We start from the raw sequence: 17,431 nt of genomic DNA, 5'->3' as shown, positions 1-17,431 counted from the left end.
TTAATAATAATTCTGTAATCGGGGACAAGGTACTATAAAAAGTATTATGTTATACATAATGCAATTAAAAACATTCTTTTTTAACATTTTTAATGTATTTCTAGTCACAGGAGATTAAAAAGTTTGACCTTCCTTGGGGGAGTTTAATAGTTTTGATTAAGCTTTAGGAGTAAATTGTGGACCGAAGTAGGACAGGACTCCCTTTTGATCTAGGGCTTGTATTGCAGTATTCAACTGTTGATCGGTCAGGGTATTATGTGGATATCTACTCGGACCCATATCAAGCCCAAAGAGTCTCATAAAACTTTTTCCGGCTCCATTGAAACCTCCTATATTATCAAGGGTTTCTACGAAAAACACCGCTTTGGCTTGAAGCAATTTTGCCTCATCCTCCTTACCCATATTAAACAGCGAAATGATTTCGTAATAGAGTGAGGCTAAATGATTATAGGTGCTTCCTACCCACCCTGTAGCGCCAAGCGGTAAACTTTTTACCAACATCTCGTCTACACCGAAAAGAATGTTATGCGAACCTTGGTCAAAATTCAGACATTTGGTAAAATCGGTCGGGTTGTATTGGGAATATTTAATTCCCCTAAAGTTTGGAATGGACCTAGAGGCCATTTCCAAAAAATCGATCATTGGTAAATCAACCCCCGTTAATACGGGGATATGGTAATAGTAAAAGGGTATGCTGGGTGCACTCTTCGCTATTTCACTGCAATAGTACAACAGGCTTTCTAAAGTTTTCGGTTTAAAATAGGACGGAGGGAGGGCGCAAATGGCATCCGCCAAGTTTTCCGAATGTGCCGCCAAATCCCTGGCTTCCCGCAAGTTGGTATGTCCCACATGGTTTGTGATAAAGAAATTTTCAGGTCTGCTTTTGCCCCAAGCTTCTATGAGCTGTTTGCGCTCTTCCGTGCTTAATGAAACAAAATCCCCGGTGGAGCCGTTCACAAAGGCTCCGGTGACTTTATTGGACTTTAAAAATGCGCCGTAGGCAGGGATAATATCCAGATTTAGAGCACCATCAGTGTGCATTGGAGCGTAGGTGGCAGCTATTAAGTTTTTCATAAATGTATTATGTATTACATATGCAAATATATGATTTAATTCTTTCCAATAAATATTTCCAATCAGAATTTCATCAATGCATCCAAAACTATAACATTCCATTATAGTGTAAAATCAGATCAAATGAAATTCTATGAGATTTTGTTCAAAGAAAATCTGTTGCTATAGACCTGTATTCTTATTGGGCCTCTTAAAACGAACGTTATATTGGCCTCCCTTATAAATGAATATTAAGTTATACCTTCATTTTAACACTATTGAACTAATGGGTTAAAAGATTATTTTTATTAAATTTTCAACTTTTTCGATTCCAAATCTTACCCTTGAACTTTGCGCCTGGATCCTGTGGAATTTTTGTAGTGTTCCGGCAGATAAGCGTCAAGCAAAAATTCCATAGGGCGCAACCTGCTTAATTTGATTTTGCAGGCGTTCATTTTTTGTTGAGCGTACATGGCCAGCGTTGGAAAAGATAAAGGCATGGGGCGTTTCTTCTACGCTCCATGCTTTTATCAGCGGTTCCGAGGAGGTTGAAAAACCTCTGAATCTTTCAACTTCCGCAGGGACTGGATCCGGTTTTCGGAATCATTCAATTATGCTATCCCTATCAAGTTCCTTTTCCAACTTAATTTTAAGTTTTTCAAGATCTTCAGGGGCCATGTCCAATTGTAATCTGGGCTTCCCGAAACTTCTTTTTACCAATTGCACCTTGTCTAACAGGGCGATGAACTCCACTTTTTTTTGCCTTAGGTCGCGTTTTAGGTAGGTATTTTCCTTTTCAATGGCAATGGCCTCTTCTACCTTTTTAAAGAATATATCCTTTTCCGGATCGGCTTTTCGGCGCTCCATGGGCAAGGGAGCTTGCCCCCGTTTCTTTCGGGGCGAGTGTTCGAACAAAAGTTCCATCATGGCCTTGGTCGGAAGCACCCCATGCGTTTCCATCTCCTTCATCATGGCCGCCATCGCGTTGAACCTTTTCTTGATCAGGTTGCCCAAGGTCCTGCCCGTGGGACCAAAGGACTCCTTGGGCGAAATCTCGTTATAGAAAAAGAAATCCAGCATCGTTTGAAGCGCCTCAGAATGGGTTTTAAAAAACTTTCTGGAAAACTTCCGAAACTTGGTCGCCGTTTCAATTTTTACCCGAATGGTTCGAAATGTGTCCAAAGTCCTTTTGTTTAATTTCTAATTTGACTAAAATTTTCGCCTGTTTACAGGGGTTTCAAGGCCATTTGACGCAAATTCGGCTTAGAATCACCGCAACTTTCATTTAGAAAACACTGTAATTTATTGATTACAAGTATATTAAAATTCGAGTATCTACAGCAACACCGCGCCAGCGTGTTGCCCTCTTGCTATTCCCCTTAGTTTTCTTTCTTTTGGAACGTCCTGGCAAATGAATGCCCGAAATTTTTCGTTTTCCCTTTCGCTGGCTATTTCCTCCGGCTCGGGCCATCCAATCTTAGACGGTTGAACATCCTAACGAACCGATCCGAGATCTGTCTTCCGTACCGATGCTCTATTTGGGAAAAATCCAGATTGGTCGTGATATGTGTTTTTGTCCCAAGGCTTTCGAAATTCCGATAGCGGTCGAGCAGAATCCGTACGAATATTTCCTCCTTTCCGTACTGGTATACATTGTTCCCGACCGTTTCGCTCCCGAGGTCATCGAACAGGAACGTGCCCTTGGAATAGTATCGGATGATATCGTCCTTGTTCTTTGCGGAATTATATTTATCAACTACTTCCTGGGCACTAATGGAGGGAAACCACAGTTCCTTGAACCCGTACTCTTGGGACATGTTCTGGACGATCCTAAAGCTCGAGGTCTTTCCGGTCCCGTACGAACCGAAAACGAACAGTCCCTTTCTGAGCGAGATATTTTCCAGTACCTCGAATTCGGGATCCCGGTTCCAGTACCTGCAAAAATGCCCGAGGAAATTTTTGTTGCCGCCGTCCACTTCGAAATCGAGATCGCTACGCGCGTAATATTCCTGTGCCGCCCTGAAAAAAACTTTTTTAAAAAGCGCAGGGGCACATAGCGGTTTTGGGTCCCTTCGTTTTTCCCGAAACTGTTTTGACCATCTCTTTTCCATATCGATTACTCCAATATTGGATTCCTATTTTCTTTTTCTTCTTTTAAAAATGTAAATTGTTTTTTTCCTTTTTTTATCACTTGTTTAGTATACTCGACACTTTTGTCGGTGCTGCCCCGACATTTATGTCCAGGCTGCCCTGAAACCCTTGTCGGGGCAGGGTCGACAGTTTGGGGTTCGAACCGTAACAGGCTTTTCAGGTAGCGCCTTCTTCCGTTGAACGATGTCTCGGCTATCCAGCCCACGGACTTTAACAGGGAAATGTATCGGGTGACCTGTCGTTCGGAAATTTGGAGAAAGGAGGCGATGTATTTATTGGACATATAACATTCCTTTCCTTTCTCGGTAAAGCTGTGTATCTCCAAAAACAGGATCTTAGCATGCCAGTTCACCTGCGTGTTCAGATAGATCGATCTCGGTATCCAGATGCCCTGAAAATTTCTTTCCGTTGGTTTCATACCAATGAACTTCGGATTACCTCCGGTTCTTCATCAGCTGCTCGTTGAACCTGTGTTCCAGGGTCTCGTCGGAAAGGTCGGGTTCCCCCAACAGCCAGGCATCGATGGTGTCCTTGTCGAAGAATTTCTGGCGGATATGGGGATTGTTCCCCATGGGGATGAGCTTCAGGTGCGTTAGTTTGTAGATCTTGCTCTTTGAAAGCCCGGTGTAGGCGGCAAGATCGTCCACGTTCATTACTTTTTTGTGGTGGCCGAGCAGTCCCCTGATCTCCGAGAGCAGCCCCACCACGTTTTCGTTTTCTTCCATGGTATTTCCTTTTTAGGGTTCGTACCAAATTAGAAGCACAGGTAGCGACAAAGGAAAGCCAAGGAAATTTTAACGTTTGAAAACGGTGGTTTTTGACGAATTTTCAGCAATTCTCAAAAATCGGTTCGAATTACGCAATATGTGATTTTCATTTGATGGTATCGCACAGCTGAATTTACGGAAGATGCTATTGGGATGGGAAATGTCCTTTCTACAATAAATATGAAGACATCCGAAAGGAATAGACAATTTGTTGTACCTATGTTGTACCACTTCTATTAAAAAAGGGCTTCCAAAAACTGGAAGCCCTGTAAACATTGGTGATCGCGGAAGGATTCGAACCTTCGACCGTCTGCTTAGAAGGCAGATGCTCTATCCAGCTGAGCTACGCGACCAAAAATTTTGTTTTTTTACATTCAAAAAGACTTATAATTGAGCCTTTTTTGATTTGTGCGTGCAAACTTACTAAAAATTATAGATTCGGAAAGGGTAAAAAGTACAAACTTTCAATTTCTCTCGCTGAAGTGTGACTTTGAATATTCAATTAATGTAATAGTATATTTAAAACATGAATTGCTGCATCTGCAATTTTTGTTCCAGGGCCGAAAACAGCTACTGTGCCAGCTTTCATAAGAAAGGGATAGTCTTTTTTGGGTATAACTCCACCTACTACGACCATAATGTCTTCTCTACCATAGGTTTTGAGTTCTTCGATTACTTGAGGGATCAAGGTTTTGTGACCTCCTGCCAAAGATGAAACACCTAGAATATGCACATCATTTTCCACGGCTTGTTTGGCTACTTCTTTTGGTGTTTGAAATAATGGGGCAATATCTACATCGAAGCCTAAGTCGGCATAGCCCGTTGCCACTACTCTAGCACCTCGATCATGCCCGTCTTGCCCCATTTTGGCAATGAGAATACGAGGTCTTCGACCATCTTTAGCAGCAAAACTATCGGAGAGTTCGAGCGCCTTTTTAAAATTGCTATCGTCTTTAATTTCTCTTGAATACACGCCTATTATTGATTGAGTGTTCGCTCTATGTCTGCCAAAAGCAGTTTCGAGTGCATTGCTTATTTCACCAAGAGTTGCTCGTGCTTTGGCCGCTTCTATAGATAAAGCTAATAAATTTTCATTATTGTCCGTTGGAGGTGGCCCAGCATTTTTGCCCGCTCTTTTCGTTGCCGCTAAAGTTAATTTTTCCAAAGCTTTCTGAACTTTTTTTGAATCTCGTTTCCATTTTACTTGTTCTAGTTTTTTTATTTGACGTTTTCTGACATCATCGTTATCCACTTCTAATATTTCAAGTTCGTCTTCATCGTCTATCTGGAATTTGTTCACTCCAACCACTATGCTCTTGCCACTATCTATTTTTGCTTGCTTTATGGCAGCGGCCTCTTCAATTCGTTTTTTAGGAATACCGGCTTGTATGGCTTTGGTCATTCCCCCTAAGTCTTCGATCTCTTGGATGAGGTCCCAAGCCTTTTGTGCAAGATTATGAGTCAATCTTTCTACATAATGACTGCCGGCCCAGGGGTCGACCGTTTTTGTGATTTTTGTTTCTTCTCTTAAGAATAGTTGGGTGTCACGTGCTATACGTGCCGAGAAGTCTGTTGGTAGGGCCATTGCTTCATCCAAGGCATTGGTGTGCAGGCTTTGTGTGCCGCCCAGAATGGCTGCAGCGGCCTCAATCGTAGTTCTGGCTACATTATTGAATGGGTCTTGTTGCGTAAGGCTCCATCCGCTGGTTTGGCAATGGGCTCGAAGCGCCATCGATTTTGAATTTTTCGGTTTAAATTGTTTCACCAATTTGGCCCAAAGTAAACGACCTGCACGCAACTTGGCGATTTCGGTAAAATGGTCCATACCTATACCCCAGAAAAAAGATAATCTTGGAGCAAAAACATCTATATTTAAACCTGCCTTTAAACCTGTTCTTATATATTCCAATCCATCGGCCAAAGTATAGGCCAGTTCCAATTCAGCGGTCGCTCCGGCTTCGTGCATATGATAACCAGAAATACTGATACTGTTGAATTTTGGCATATGCTTGCTACTGAATCGAAAAATATCGGAAACAATTTCCATTGAAGGTTCAGGGGGGTAGATATAGGTATTTCGCACCATAAACTCCTTTAGAATATCATTTTGAATTGTTCCGGTCAACTTTTCTAACGATACGCCTTGTTCTTCTGCAGCAACTATAAAAAAGGCCATGATGGGTAGCACAGCACCGTTCATGGTCATTGATACCGACATTCGGTCCAACGGAATTCCATCAAAAAGAATTTTCATGTCTTCGACGGTATCAATAGCCACCCCAGCTTTGCCCACATCGCCAGTTACGCGCTCATGGTCACTATCGTAACCGCGATGGGTGGCGAGATCAAATGCAACTGATAGGCCTTTTTGACCAGCCTCTAAGTTACGTCTATAAAATGCATTACTTTCTTCAGCCGTTGAAAAGCCAGCGTACTGTCTGATGGTCCATGGTTGTTTAACATACATGGTAGCGTAGGGGCCACGAAGATATGGCGGAAACCCCGCCGCGGAGTTAAAGTGTTCCAGGTCGTCTATCTCGAACTGAGACTGTCTTCTTTCATTCTCTTCATTTATTGAGGATATGGTGAGATGTTGTATGTTTTTGCGCTTTTTCAATGAGAAATCTTATTTGTAAGCTTCCAACCTTCTTTAAGTAACCTTTCAGACTCTACTTTCTCTGATAACCGTTTTTCAATAATGGGTTCTATCAGAGTTTTTTGTCTATTCTTTTTAACAAATGGAAAAACTTCCAGTTGGTTTTTCATTTTGTCCTCTGAATTTATAAAACGGTTCGTTCCTACTAAAATATTTTCCCCGTTCTCAAACTTTGCTTGTTCTTTATCTGCACTTTCCTTTATTTTCTTTTGGATAATGCCTGTTTTGAGTTGTTTTAAAAAGCCACCAGAAGCTTCAACTTGTTTAAAAAGGTCTAATGCTTTTTGACATAATTGTCGAGTAAGATTTTCAATGTAGAAAGCTCCAGAAGTTGGGTCTTCGATAAAATTGAAATGGCTTTCGTTTTTCAACAGCAACAGTTGATTTAGTGCAATCCGTTTAGCGAAATCGTCATCTTTACGAAAAATCTTGTCATGTGGGGTGGTGCAAATAATATCGGAACCTCCTATTATAGCTGACATATATTCGGTAGTGTTTCTCGATATGTTGGTATTGTAAGCATATATGGTTTTGTTTCTGAGGGAAGGAGTCGCTATAATTTGGCAATCAATGTTCAAACCGTATTCATGGGCAAGTATTGCATACAATTTTCTCAAAGCTTTAATCTTGGCGATTTCAAAAAAGTAGTTGCCACCGACCGCTATTTTGAATGTTGTCGTTTTTATGATTTTGGGATTGGTTATGTTCAAATATTCATTAGCCTGGGCCAGTGCGTAGGCCAATTGCTGAATCATGTTGGCACCCGCATTTTGATAGGTACTTGCGTCGATACTTAGTAAGTTGGTAGAAGGTAATATGGAATTATAATTATGAAAGTCTTCCTTTTGATTGTCAAACCAATTACCTGTTTTTGCCAATTTGGTAATGGGGTCTATGTGCAGGTGAAAGGAGATTTTGTTTTTGATTAAAAAATTGGACAGTTTTTCAATATATGATTTGGATAGGAAGTCAAAATTGAAATGGAGTTCAGTTGATACTAAATTGATATCATCAAGTAGTATCTCGAAGTTGATGCTTTCTTTGGTAATAGTGATAAGTAAGCTGTCGGCTCCCGACTTTAAAGCTTTTTTTATTGTTGCATTTGATAGTTGCTCATCCTCGACACGAATACTTTCGGAAATTTTCCAATTTCTGGGTTGGTAATTTTCCAAAGACACATGGTCTAGGTCATCGGAATGATAAAATGGTTTTACTTTTATGCCTTCAGGTGATTCCCACACCATTTTTTCGTTGTAATCTTCACCTTTTAGATCATACTGAATTTTTTGCTTCCATTCTTTTGAGGAAACTTCTGGAAAGTCATTAAAAAGCTCTTTCTGCATTTCTCGAATTTTAAATAAAGGTATGATTAATGTGGTGAAACGAAGAGATGAATGTTTTGCTGAAACTTGTTTCTTTTGCAAAAAGTGCTTTCCATCGAACAATTAACAGGTTTGGTCTAATTTGTTTAACCTTATTTACTGATAGCATTCTAATGGTATATATTTGATTCGTTAAATAGTAGATTATAGCTTTATTAATTAATTAATTGTAAATCAGAATTTTATGTTGTCTTGAAAGAAAAAAACTACATAAAGTCGCTAGATGGTTTTCGCAGTAGTTTCTCGAATTTTAAATTTTAAATTCAGGTACGAAAAGTAATTTTCTATTGCATTGTTTCGAAGCGAAAAATACTGTATTTACATAAATGTATTTTGGCATAAAGAAAATGTCAAATAATTGTTGAAATAAGTAACATATGGGTAAAATTATAAATGATTTTTTATAGAATTAGCGTAAGATATTTTTCATTTCATGACTATCTTGCGAGCTTAAAACTATGGTTTTGCGCTTAAATTATTCTCGAGATAATCAGATTATAGTTTGTTGTTTTTAGACCAACTGAACCATTTGAATCCAGTGATCAATGAATTCCAAGAGTAGATACATACTCATCAATTTACTAGCCTTTGAGTTTATTCTATTAAATTTGGTATTACTATTATATCTTTACTTCACACATACGGAGTTTCATATATTAGATACCTTTCTTCTTAATAAGATTGCGGCTCTTTGCGTTATATATAATTTAAGTTGGTTATTTATTATTTTATATGTTCGAGGCGAGGATTTTTATTTTAGTTTTAATGGTAAATATTTTAAAAGTCTAGTAATTTCTACGTTCTTCTTTGTAGGTTTCGTTACTGTTTTAATTGTTCTGTTAAAAATCGATTTTTTTAGACCCTCAACTTTTATAGTCCCTATCATTATTTTTTCTTACCTCAATTTGGTAAGTCATAAATACCTTTTAAGGTATTTACGAAAAAAAGCTTCCCATCTTTTCTCGAATACGTTATTAATTGGATCGGGTCATGAACGTACCGATATAAAAGGTTTCGTTAATGCTATGACCCAGTATGGGTATAATATTATTGGATATTTGGAAGAGGGGGAGTCCAACCCTAAGAACCCGATGGACTTGACAATTACAGGAGGTATCGATGAATTACGAGATATCTTGTCTTCACATTCAATAGACGAAATTTTTATCGACACCTGTGATTTCAAAAGAGACGTTGTCATCGATACCATCAATGTTGCAGATAGTTTCGGGACTAGGGTAAAGCTAATTCCGGAGAACCCTTATTTATTGGCTAAAAATTACAAGGCGCAGACGATAGGTGAATTAGCTGTATTTAAATTAAGACAGTCACCATTGGATAATTTTAGCAAGACCATACTAAAACGGATGTTTGATTTCTGTTTTGCTCTACTGGTCCTATTATTACTACTTCCGGTTTTTCTTATACTAGCTTTATTGATTGTAATCGATACTAGAGGCCCGGTTTTTTATACTCCTTTTAGAAAAGGTGAAGCCGGTAAGACATTTAAGTGTTATAAGTTTAGAACGATGTCTGTTTGTGAAGATCCTATGAACGGAACCAAATCAACAATTGTTAACGACCCTAGAATTACACGTATTGGTAAAATTCTTAGAAAGGCTGACTTGGATGAACTACCTCAGTTTTTTAATGTTTTGAAGGGAGAAATGAGTGTGATAGGACCAAGACCACATCGTATAACTCTTCAAGACGATTTAAGAAAGAGCGTTAATGATTATATGGTGAGAAGTTATGTTAAACCAGGAATATCGGGTTGGGCTCAGGTCAATGGCTGGAGAGGTCCCACTCAAACTGAAGAACAGAAGACTGAGCGTATTAAGCATGACCTTTGGTATATCGAAAACTGGAGTTTCTGGCTAGATGTGAAGATTGTGTTTCTAACCGTATTTGGCAATCATCACAAAAAGGCTTTCTAACTATCGTGTCATTTCCAGAATATGTGAATGAAGAAGTCCATTATGCAAAATTTTTCCCTTTTTAAAATAAACAATACTCTGAATAAAATTTATAATATGAAATTGAAAGCTATTTTAGATATGAAACTATTTCTTTATAGTTTGTCGCTTGCTTCTATATTGTTGTTGTCATCTTGTTACTCTTCGAAAAATATCGATTATTTACAAAGTGAAAACCAAGAAATGCTCATGAGTCTGAGTAAATCAGAATATTTGGTTCAACCTAACGATGTGCTTAGTATCAATGTTCAAAGTAGAGATCCGGATCAGGCGGCTTTTTTTAATATTACTACCGTTCAAAATAACAATTTACAAGCAAATACGGCCTCACTTTTCTTGAACGGTTACACGGTTGATAAGCAAGGTGAGATAAATTTGGCAATTATTGGAGAATTAAATGTTGCCGATAAATCGGTCGAACAAATCAGGGATTTGGTTCAGTCCGAAATCGATAAATATCTTTTGAACGCTTTGGTTTCGGTGAAACTAACAAGTTTTAAAGTTTCAGTTTTGGGAGATGTTAAGAACCCTGGTACGAACTACATATACAATACTCAGGCAACTATTTTCGAGGCGCTAAGTGCGGCAGGTGACTTGAACATTTCCGCAAAAAGGAAAAATGTCAAATTAATTCGCCAATTAGGTGAAAAATCAATTGTTGTTGACTTGGATTTGACTAGCCCAACCCTAATCAATTCACCATATTATTTTTTACATCCAAACGATGTCTTATATGTCGAGACGTCGAAGGCCAATATATTTCAACGAAACCTTGGTGTATTCAGTCTTATTTTATCGGCAATCACCACAACGATATTGGTTTTAAGTTTTACAACTAACTAAATATAAAAAGTAGTCATCAAGATAGGTAGATCGAACGAATAAACTTTTTGAATTTTAATATAGATATGAAAGATAATTCAGGTAAAATTTTAGATGGCCAAAATGAAGTGGATTTAAAATCTTTCTTTAGAAGAATTTACAAAAATAAATATCTTTTTCTGATAAGTGTCATAGGTTGTGTAGTACTTGCAATAATTTATATCAAGTTAGCCACGCCAGTTTATGAGGTATCCACATCATTGTTGATTGATTCGAAGGGTCGAAATAGAGTGCTGGGAGAAAGCGAATACGTAGAAGGGGGTGTGGGTTTAATAGAAATAGAGAAAAATCTTTATAATGAAATAGGTATCATCAAGTCATATAGTTTGATAAAGCAAACGGTAGAAGATTTAGATTTCCGTATATCCTATTTTGCCAAAAGTGGTTTTAAAAATCAAGAACAGTATGGCTACTTTCCTTTTGAAGTGGTCTTGAACGATAGTTCGGCACAGATTTACGGAGTACCTTTTGAGGTGAAAGTCATTTCAGAGAATAAATATAAACTCTTTATTGATGCTGATGATTTCGTAGTTGCGAACCCGGTAAATGGTACCACCCGCCAAATTGAACAAGAATTGAACTTTAGTAAAGAATATTCTTTTGGAGATTCCGTAAAAAACAATTTTTTCTCTTTCATAATTAAAAGGTCTTCTTACGAGGTGCCAGTTAACTCATATTCCGACAGCGAACTAAGCTTTACGATAAGGTATATTGACGATGTGGCTAATGAATACCTGGGTAAAGTTGACGTTAATAATATAGATGTACAGGCCAGTATTTTTAAAATAGTTTCTGAAGGAGCCAATGTTGCTAAAGAAAAGGCATTTTTAGAAAAATTGACTGAAAATTATATTCATAATGAATTGGGTTCAAGAAATAAAATAGCTTCAGGTAAAGAAGAGTTTATTAGAAATCAACTTCATGGTATTTCAGATTCACTTTCAAAATTTGAAGTACGACTTGAAGAGTTCAAAAAGGATAAAAAGGCAGTAAATCTGAGTGCTACGGCTACTAACGCTTTAGGTCAAACCAATGATTTGCAGATGCAGTCGGCAAAGTTAAAAATGGATATTGGTTATTACAATGCGGTCATTAACAGTGTTGAAAATAACAGAAATAGTGATGAATTTATAATGCCTTCGGGTATAGGTATAGAAGATCCATTAATAAATCAAAACATTCTTGCGTTAAAGCAATTGTATGATGAACGTTCAAAAAAGAAATTTTTTGTTACGAGTAACAATCAAGAGATGACGATTTTGAATAAGCAAGTTCAGGGTGCCACTGAGGTTTTACTTAATAATCTTCGCAGTGCTGTTCAATCGTCTAGAATTGCTTTGGGCGGTTTGAATTCTCGTATGTCAAGCATCGATAGCCAAATAAGTACTTTGCCAACTACAGAATTTGAGTTGCTCAATATCCAAAGACAGAGAACGCTTTATGAGAACTTGTTTAATTATCTAAGCCAAGAGTTGGCTAAAACAGGTATTGCAAGAGCTGAAAACACCTCTGATACTCGTGTGCTTGATGAGGCACGAATGGAAGGCACTGAACCTATCAAACCTCAAAAAACATTGTTGTTCGCCTTAGCAATTATACTAGGGTTACTGCTGCCCTTGGTAAAAATTATATTGTGGCCATCTGAAGCCGTAATTGAAAATATTAATCAAATTTTGGCAAATAGTGAGATGCCCGTAATTGCGAACATTGTACATTACGATTCAAAGTCCAAAGGCTCTAAACTAGCAAAGAGTATTTCAAACGGGAATGCCGATAAAGTGTTTGGTACATATTCTGAGATTGCATTATGGAAGCAAAAAGAATCTTTTAGAGAGTTGGGAGCCAATCTTAAATTGATTAATTCTTCAGGTAAGGGTGTTATTGGAATTACATCAATATTACCGGAGGAAGGTAAAACCTACAATGCTATCAATTTAGGTATTACACTCGCGGAAGCTGGCAAAAAGACGATTATTGTTGATACAGACTTAAGAAATCCAAGTTTGGTAGAACGTTTAAATGAGGCAGAGACGAAAGGTCTTTCTAATTATCTAACAGGTGAGATAGATAATTATAAGAACATTGTTTATTCACATAAAAAAGTATCGAATTTAAAGTTCATACCTACATCAGTGCTGCAGGGGAACGTTCATGAACTTCTTTCCAGTGATAAGATGACTGGTTTGTTAGATAGTTTGAAACATGAATATGACTACGTCATACTCGACACTCCGGCGGTGGGGTTAGTTTCTGACTTTCTGTTGTTGCTTGACTCTATGGATATTAATTTATTCGTTGTACGAAGAAATATCTCAAAAGTTAACTTTTTAGAAGATTTGGATCAATTAATTCCAAGCGAAAAAAAGAAAAAGAGTTATATTATTTTTAATGGCGCCCTCAAAAAAGGAAATAGGTATGGCTATAGGTCAAAGTATGGCGTAAATCAAGAAGAGCAGTTGGTAGATGAAAAATTGTCTATCTAGGAAGACGGAGAGTCGGAACGACTAAGTGCATTTATATACCATGAAAGATATTCCTAAGCATATATTATTGTTTGTTTTGCTTATTTACCCCATTGTAAGTTATTTAATTTTTGAATTAACTTCAATGGAACCCAATTATGTTTTAGGGTTTCTATTTGTAATTTATTTGGTATATATCCTGTTTCTTGCGTTTGCATTTAATCGTAAATTAATTATTCCCAATTACTTAATTGTTTTTGGTCTCTTTACACTATACGCCATTTTCGGTAATATGTTTGTCTCAGATGATTTGAGAGAAGAAGGTATTGTTAAATATTTATATTCAAACCCGTTTCTTCAAACCTTTTTCGGACTCTTAGTTATCGAAAATATTCAGGTAGATAAAAAATGGATCAAGTTTGCTCAAATAGCTTTGGGCTTAACCTTGATAATCGCTTCCGTTGTGTCTATAAAGCAAATTGTAGACCCATTGTTTCTTACAAAGGAAACCGATTTTGTGCAAGGTCTATCCTATGATAGATTAACAGAATATTATTCAAGTAACCCAACAGAAAAAACCGGTGACGTTGATCGTTTTTTCGACGGTTACCGCTTATCTATTTTTTCCTATATCAATGAAGTTTCTGTCGGATTCGATTTGATTGCCATTTTCAGTATTCTCTTGGCAATAAGATTGCGAAACAGGTTTTATTCTTTAGTTCTGATTCTTTCTTCGGCCGCCGTGGGTTTTTTATCAAGTGCAAGATGGATTATGTTGAATTTTTTTGTGGTTGCAAGCCAAAAGTTTTTTCTTAAAAATAATGTCGTTCTAGCTATTCTTAAATTTACTTTATTTGGAATTATACTATTTGCGGTTTTAATAGCAGGTATAAATTTTGCAGGTATAAATTTGAATACCTTCGTTCAAGAACGACTTTTAGCTGATAGTGCAGGTACAAGATTGTTGGCCTTTGAAGTTTTTTTTAAGGTTTTTCCTGATAATCCTATTTACGGCACGTTGGGTGTTGATACCGAGAAAATGATCAGGTTGCTAAATGGTAGAAGCTCGCAAATTCATGTAGGTTACCTGAAACTTTTCTATTATTACGGACTTATAGGTGGAATAATTTATTTGTCATTTTTAGCTCTCTTGTTCAAACGTATGTGGAAAATTGGAACGTCATCGAACTACTGGGGCGGTTTTTTCGCTTTTTTGGCTTTTGCAATTGCTAATCTTACATTGGTTAAGTTCGATTTGTTTCACTATGGTTTGTTGTTGGCAATTTTGTTTTCCAACTTTTTCTATAGACTTAACGATAATACCTTAACAAACTCAACTCTTAGAAGATCAAAAACAGAAATCAAACAGAACGGTTTGCTCCTTAGAGGTTGACCAATAATAATAGCAAGCAGTATTATCAATGAACAATCCCCTAACTAGTTTAATTAAGTACATTGATGGTTTTGTCACGAAGGGTCACCAAAGATCTGTAAAGGCCAAAAAGAATATTTTTGCATCTTTTTTGATAAAGGGAACGAGCATATTTATTGGATTCTATATGGTTCCGTTGACCATTGGGTATGTGGCAAAAGAACAGTATGGTGTTTGGCTTACACTCTCTTCGGTGGTGGGCTGGTTCAGTTTTTTCGATATAGGATTAGGTAATGGTTTAAGAAATAAGCTCGCAGTTGCTCTTGCAGAGAATGATATGGAACGGGCCAAGACTTATGTCAGTTCTACCTATGCAGTTTTGAGCTTTATTATTAGTGGTATTATGCTGATTTTCTTTGTCTTACAACCTTTTTTAGATTGGCAGGGTATTTTAAACACTAAAGAGATTGGTGCTGAAGAGTTGAGATTGGTTTCGATAGCGACTTTCAGCTTTTTTTGTATCAATTTTCTGCTGAAAATTATTCATTCAATATTCTTTGCTTACCAAAAACCTGCCTTACAGGGCTTGTTTAATTTATTTGGTAATATTTTGGCGCTGATCGTTGTTTTTGTTTTGACAAAAACCACCCAAGGCTCCTTACTGTATTTATCCTTGGCCCTAGGTCTTGCTCCTATGCTGGTTCTTGTAGTGGTAAGCTTAATTATGTTTCAAGGTGATTTTCGTGCTATCGCACCCTCCTTGGCATATATAAAAAAAGACCAGTTTTCAGAATTATGGGGTTTGGGAGGTAGATTTTTTATCGTGCAAATTTCATTTATAATAATCTATTCAACCGATAATTTGATAATCACTCAATTATTAGGACCTCAAGAAGTTCCCGCGTATTCGGTGGCTCATAAATATTTTGGATTGATAACTGCGGTTTTTGCTATTATTTCGGCGCCTTTTTGGTCAGCATATACAGAAGCTTACACTAAGAAAGATGTTGATTGGATATTGTCAACCAATAGAAAGTTGATTAAAGCATGGGCCGGTTTAGTACTTTTAAGTCTATTAATGCTAGCAGGTTCTTCCTATTTCTATAAATTTTGGGTGCCAGAAATTGAGGTGCCAGTGCTGCTCTCAATTATCATGTGTATATATGTGAATGTACTTACTTGGGGTAATATCTTTGTTGTTTTTATAAATGGAGTAGGCAAAATACAGTTACAGTTGATAATTGGTATTGTTAGTATGGTCATAAATATTCCCTTGTCCTATTTTTTTGCATCTACGCTTGGTTTAGAGTCAGCAGGTGTGATATTAGCGAGTATTATTTCGGTTGCCTATGGTCCCATTTTAGCACCTATTCAATTTAAGAAAATCATTAATGGCACCGCTACAGGGCTATGGAACAAATAATAAAATAAAAGTATGCGACTTCTCTGGTTTTCAAATAGGCCTCCCCTAGGGGCATTAAATTCTAAAAAAAGTGTGGGCGGTAGTTGGATTGAGTCTTTAGAGCAAGAATTCAAAAAATACCCTCATATTGATTTGGGAATAGTTTATAATGAACTTGCCAGCGAAAAAGCTGAAATTCAATCAAAAGACTCGAATACAAAATATTTTATGGTTCCTAGAGACCCCTATGGTAAATTCGATAGATGGGCGGAGCGCTTTTTGAGTCAGTCCCCTTCCGAAAAGACCCTTAGCGGTTACCTTGAAGTCGTTGATCAGTTTCAACCTGATGTAATTTTGTTTTTCGGTACGGAATCAGATTTCCCCTTGATAATACCCGAGCTAAAAATACCATCAGTAATTTGGTTTCAAGGAAACCTCACTGTTTATAACCTCATGTATGAGAGTGGAATCTCTATAAATAAAACGTTGGGTTTCGAAAAACTCAAACATTTTTTAACAGGTGATACTATGTATCATAATTATTTGAGATTTAAGAAGCTAGTAGAAAGGGAAAAGAAAATTTTTTCCTACGCGCAAAATTTTATCGGAAGAACTTCATGGGATCGACGATTGGTAGGTATGATGTCTCCGCAGGCAAAATATTGGCATTGTGACGAAGCTATGAGACCGCCCTTTTGGGAAAATGTATGGCAATCAAAACTAGATAGAAATGAGCTGGTCATTACCACTACTATTAGAGGAAATTTATATAAGGGATTGGAAACAGTGTTCAGAGCGGCAGATATTTTAAGTGAAAGGATTCAAAAGCAACTTAGTTGGAAAATAATGGGTATAGCCGAATACTCGGTTTACGCTAAAACAGCCAGAAAAATTGCAAACTTCGATAAGTCAAGAAAAGAGGTGGTTCTAATGGGTAACAAATCTAGTGATGAGCTAATCGCCGAATTGTTGAATGCCGATATGTATGTACATCCCTCACATATTGAAAATAGTCCGAATGGCGTTCAAGAAGCGATGTTATTGGGTATGCCGATTGTTGCAACCAATGTTGGTGGCACCCCCAGTCTATTAGAAGATGGATTAGAAGGAAAACTGGTACAAAATAACGATCCTTATGCACTCGCTGGAGCAATATATGAATTTCATACGAATACTTTTGAAGCTGAACATATGGGTAAAAAAGCTAGGGAACGTGGTCTGGTACGAAACAGTAATGAAAAAATTTGTAAAGACTTATTAGAGATATTTCATCAATTGACTGATCCAAATAACGGTTAGATAGCAATTGTCAATAATATTGAAATTAA

General features: G+C 37.3%; 13 protein-coding genes and 1 tRNA gene. 7 read left to right on the top strand and 7 right to left on the bottom strand.

Annotation, left to right across the window (positions count from 1 at the left end; genetic code table 11):
* Positions 1–156: 156 nt before the first annotated feature.
* Entirely contained in the window at positions 157–1,074 is a 918-nt protein-coding gene (locus IV512_RS08765) for a dihydrodipicolinate synthase family protein (protein WP_209402466.1), read from the bottom strand.
* A 582-nt stretch (positions 1,075–1,656) separates the two neighbouring features.
* On the bottom strand, positions 1,657–2,235 hold the full coding sequence (locus tag IV512_RS19880; RefSeq protein ID WP_245224705.1) for a BfmA/BtgA family mobilization protein: 579 nt from the start codon (positions 2,233–2,235) through the stop codon (positions 1,657–1,659).
* Between the two features lie 356 nt (positions 2,236–2,591).
* Here IV512_RS19880 and IV512_RS08755 point away from each other — a divergent pair, with 356 nt between their 5' ends.
* Positions 2,592–3,110 carry a hypothetical protein gene (locus IV512_RS08755; RefSeq protein ID WP_209402464.1) on the top strand — a complete coding sequence of 173 codons (519 nt, stop codon included), beginning with the start codon at positions 2,592–2,594 and terminating at the stop codon, positions 3,108–3,110.
* 59 nt (positions 3,111–3,169) lie between these two features.
* Here the strand turns inward: IV512_RS08755 and IV512_RS08750 are convergent, their stop codons facing one another.
* The 5 genes from IV512_RS08750 to IV512_RS08730 form a co-directional block, all read right to left on the bottom strand.
* Positions 3,170–3,622 carry a helix-turn-helix domain-containing protein gene (locus IV512_RS08750; RefSeq protein ID WP_209402462.1) on the bottom strand — a complete coding sequence of 151 codons (453 nt, stop codon included), beginning with the start codon at positions 3,620–3,622 and terminating at the stop codon, positions 3,170–3,172.
* A 16-nt stretch (positions 3,623–3,638) separates the two neighbouring features.
* Positions 3,639–3,929 carry an AlpA family transcriptional regulator gene (locus IV512_RS08745; RefSeq protein ID WP_209402460.1) on the bottom strand — a complete coding sequence of 97 codons (291 nt, stop codon included), beginning with the start codon at positions 3,927–3,929 and terminating at the stop codon, positions 3,639–3,641.
* A 318-nt stretch (positions 3,930–4,247) separates the two neighbouring features.
* Positions 4,248–4,324 (bottom strand) — tRNA-Arg (locus IV512_RS08740).
* A gap of 149 nt (positions 4,325–4,473) precedes the next feature.
* Positions 4,474–6,546, bottom strand: a complete 2,073-nt coding sequence (scpA, locus tag IV512_RS08735; RefSeq protein WP_371743285.1) for a methylmalonyl-CoA mutase — start codon at positions 6,544–6,546, stop codon at positions 4,474–4,476.
* Positions 6,547–6,584: 38 nt separating this feature from the next.
* Complete coding sequence (locus tag IV512_RS08730; RefSeq protein WP_209402456.1) at positions 6,585–7,970, bottom strand: methylmalonyl-CoA mutase subunit beta; 1,386 nt, start codon at positions 7,968–7,970, stop codon at positions 6,585–6,587.
* A 584-nt stretch (positions 7,971–8,554) separates the two neighbouring features.
* Here IV512_RS08730 and IV512_RS08725 point away from each other — a divergent pair.
* The 6 genes from IV512_RS08725 (at position 8,555) to IV512_RS08700 (ending at position 17,402) form a co-directional block, all read left to right on the top strand.
* Positions 8,555–9,946: an exopolysaccharide biosynthesis polyprenyl glycosylphosphotransferase gene (locus IV512_RS08725; RefSeq protein ID WP_209402454.1), complete on the top strand. Its 1,392-nt coding sequence runs from the start codon at positions 8,555–8,557 to the stop codon at positions 9,944–9,946.
* 96 nt (positions 9,947–10,042) lie between these two features.
* The gene (locus IV512_RS08720) at positions 10,043–10,828 is read left to right on the top strand and encodes a polysaccharide biosynthesis/export family protein (RefSeq protein ID WP_209402451.1); all 786 of its coding nucleotides are present in this window, start codon (positions 10,043–10,045) and stop codon (positions 10,826–10,828) included.
* 65 nt (positions 10,829–10,893) lie between these two features.
* Positions 10,894–13,350, top strand: a complete 2,457-nt coding sequence (locus tag IV512_RS08715; RefSeq protein WP_209402449.1) for a polysaccharide biosynthesis tyrosine autokinase — start codon at positions 10,894–10,896, stop codon at positions 13,348–13,350.
* 124 nt (positions 13,351–13,474) lie between these two features.
* Positions 13,475–14,722 carry a hypothetical protein gene (locus IV512_RS08710; protein ID WP_209402447.1) on the top strand — a complete coding sequence of 416 codons (1,248 nt, stop codon included), beginning with the start codon at positions 13,475–13,477 and terminating at the stop codon, positions 14,720–14,722.
* A gap of 28 nt (positions 14,723–14,750) precedes the next feature.
* On the top strand, positions 14,751–16,124 hold the full coding sequence (locus IV512_RS08705; protein WP_209402445.1) for a lipopolysaccharide biosynthesis protein: 1,374 nt from the start codon (positions 14,751–14,753) through the stop codon (positions 16,122–16,124).
* 12 nt (positions 16,125–16,136) lie between these two features.
* Positions 16,137–17,402: a glycosyltransferase gene (locus IV512_RS08700; RefSeq protein ID WP_209402443.1), complete on the top strand. Its 1,266-nt coding sequence runs from the start codon at positions 16,137–16,139 to the stop codon at positions 17,400–17,402.
* Positions 17,403–17,431 lie beyond the last annotated feature (29 nt).

It is taken from the genome of Pseudozobellia sp. WGM2, from assembly GCF_017810075.1.
In the GTDB taxonomy this organism is placed as follows: Bacteria; Bacteroidota; Bacteroidia; order Flavobacteriales; family Flavobacteriaceae; genus JADNYK01.
The sequence above is the reverse complement of the archived record's forward strand: the minus strand, read 5'-3'. Positions and strand labels throughout refer to the sequence as shown.